2 protein-coding genes are annotated in these 2829 nt (G+C 72.7%); one reads left to right on the top strand and one right to left on the bottom strand.

Annotation, left to right across the window (positions count from 1 at the left end):
* The first annotated feature begins 235 nt into the window (after window positions 1-235).
* Complete coding sequence (locus KN815_RS44965) at window positions 236-655, top strand: VOC family protein (protein ID WP_216347578.1); 420 nt, start codon at window positions 236-238, stop codon at window positions 653-655.
* Window positions 656-663: 8 nt separating this feature from the next.
* On the opposite strand, the gene KN815_RS44960 is transcribed toward KN815_RS44965, so the two are convergent.
* Entirely contained in the window at window positions 664-2766 is a 2103-nt protein-coding gene (locus KN815_RS44960) for a HelD family protein (protein ID WP_216347577.1), read from the bottom strand.
* Window positions 2767-2829 lie beyond the last annotated feature (63 nt).

Below are 2829 nucleotides of genomic sequence, written 5' to 3'. Positions count from 1 at the left end.
CCGCGCGGCGCCGGGGTCGGGGCCGCGCGGCGGCTGTGCCGACAAGCTCCTGCTGGGTGCCGGGCCTGCGCACCGGGCCTGCGCACCGGGCCTGCGCACCGGGCCCGGAAACCGGGCCTGCGCACCGGGCCCGGAAACCGGCCCGGAAAAACCGGGGTTCGATACCGGGCGGGTTCTGCCCGGTATCGACCGTACGGTCATCCGCACGGCACACAACACCTCACGGGAGCTTGCCATGCACTTCGCCTCGATCCGCATCATCACCGAGGACGTCGCCCGGATCGTCGACTTCTACGAGCGGGCCACGGGCCTGACGGCGAAGCGGTACACGGACGACTTCGCCGAGTTCATGATGTCCGGCGGAACCCTCGCCCTTGGGAGCACCCGCACGGTGCGGGGGCTCGGTGAGCGGGCGCCCCGGCCCGCGGCGAACCAGAGCGTGATCGTGGAGTTCCGCGTCGCCGATGTCGACGGCGAGTACGAGCGGCTCAAGGAGTTCGACGTCGAGATCGTGCACGAGCCCACCACGCAGCCCTGGGGCAACCGTTCGCTGCTGTTCAAGGACCCCGACGGCAATCTCGTCAACTTCTTCACGCCCGTCACCCCGGACGCCCTCGAGCGGGCCGAGCAGCAGGCCGCTGTGGCCAAGGCGTAACGGTCGGCTCAGCTCAGCCGCTCCGGCAGCGCCGCCCCGTGGACGACCGTCAGCCCCGAGACCGCACGGGTCAGGGAGACATACAGGCGGCGCAGCCCGGTGCGTTCGTCCGGTTCGCCGTCGACCACCGCGGCCGGTTCGTCCAGCACCACGTAGTCGTACTCCAGACCCTTGGCCAGGGTCGCCGGGACGAGGGTGAGCCGGGCCTCGGCGCTGGTCTCCTCGCCGGGGGAGAGATGGGTCAGGCCCGCCGCGCCGAGGGCCTCGGCCAGGGCCGGGACGCGGGCGTCGGCCGCGATGAGGCCGACGGAGCCCTCGTGGGTCAGGGCGTCGTGGCACGCGGCGATCACGGCCGCGTCCAGGTCCGCCGGGTCCACGGCCCGTACGGAGAAGTCGCCCGCCGCCTCGCGGATCGAGGTGGCCTCCGTCAGGCCGGGGGCGATGGCGGGCAGCAGCCGCGAGGCGTACGCGATGACCTCGCGCGGCACCCGGAATCCCTGGGTCAGCTCCTCGATCGCGGCCCCGTCCTTGCCCAGATGGGTCAGGGCCTCCTCCCAACTGGCCGTCGCCCAGGGGGTGGTGCCCTGGGCGATGTCGCCGAGCACGGTCGCCGAGCCGGTGCTGCACCGGCGGCCGACGGCGCGGTACTGCATGGGCGACAGGTCCTGGGCCTCGTCCAGGACCACATGCCCGAGGGACGGGGTGCGCTCGATGAGGTCGGCGGCCTCGTCGATCAGCACCAGGTCCGCCGGGGACCACTTCGCGGATTTCACACCGCGCCCCGGCTTCGTCCACAGGACGGTCTTCTGCTCGTCGGCGTCGAGGACGCCCGCCGCGTGCTCGGCCAGGAAGTCGGCGTCGGAGAGCAGCCGCAGCACCAGCTTGGCCGGGTCGACCGGCGGCCAGACCGCCTTGACCGCCGCCTTGACGGCCGCGTTGCGCGCGACCGCGTCCTGGACCCGGTCGTCGGGCGCCTCGCCCGCCTGCTCCATCCGGACGAGCACGGCGTGCGCGATGCGCTGCGGAAGGGCCTCGCGGGCCGCGCCGTAGCGGATGTCGCGGGTGAGCAACTCCTCGACCATCTCCTCCAGTTCATACGCGGGCACCCGCCAGCGGCGGGAACCGCGCACCACCACACAGGGCTCGGTGGGGGCGGTGACATACGAACGCAGGGCGCGGCGCAGCACCTCGGCCAGCCGCGCGTCGCCCTTGATACGGGCCGCGTCGGCGGAGTCGGTGCCCCGTGCCTCCACGCCCAGGGCCGGGCGGGTCACCAGGTCCTCGACGGTCGCCTGGGCCACCTGCAACTCGCCGAGGGCGGGCAGGACCTGCTCGATGTAGTGGAGGAAGGAGCGGTTCGGGCCGATGACCAGGGTGCCGGAGCGGGCCAGCCGCTCGCGGTGCGCGTACAGCAGATACGCCACCCGGTGCAGTCCCACGGCCGTCTTACCGGTGCCCGGTGCCCCCTGGACGCAGATGGTGCCGCCGATCCCCTGGCGGACGATCTCGTCCTGCTCCGGCTGGATCGTCGCGACGATGTCCCGCATCGGGCCGACGCGCGGGCGCTCGATCTCGGACTGGAGCAGCTTGCTGGTCTGCTCGCCCTCGGTGGGGTCGGAGAGCCTTTCGTCCTCGTATGCCGTCAACTCGCCGCCCGTGTAGCCGAAGCGGCGGCGCAGCGCGATGTCCATCGGCGCGGTCTTGGACGCCTGGTAGAAGGGCTGGGAGACGGGGGCGCGCCAGTCGATGACCATCGGGTCGCCGTCCGCGTCGTGCACATGGCGGCGGCCGATATAGAAGCGCTCGCCCTCCGCGCCCTCGGCCGTCTCCGCGCCCGGTGCGTGCAGATAGTCGAGCCGGCCGAAGAAGAGCGGGGTGTCGGCGAGGTCGGCGAGGGCCTTGATGCGCTCGCTGACCTGGTGTTGCAGGGCTGCGGCGTTGACCCAGTTCGCGGCGACGTCGCGGAGGTCGAGGGCCTCGACGTCGGCGCGCATGGCGCGCAGCGCGGCGCGGGAGTCGGTCAGATGGCCGCGCTCCCGCGCGAGGGGGTCTGCTGCCTGGGGGTTCGGGTCCGAGAGGGGATCTGCGTGGTCAGGGGCGTGCGAGGGCACGGCGTAGCCTCCGGCGGGCGAGTACACACAAGCGAGTGCACAGAGCGAATACACAAAGCGGGT

Origin of the sequence: Streptomyces niphimycinicus, assembly GCF_018883605.1 — a bacterium.
GTDB lineage: Bacteria > Actinomycetota > Actinomycetes > Streptomycetales > Streptomycetaceae > Streptomyces > Streptomyces niphimycinicus.
Note: the sequence above shows the minus strand (reverse complement) of the source record. Positions and strands in the feature narration are given on the sequence as shown.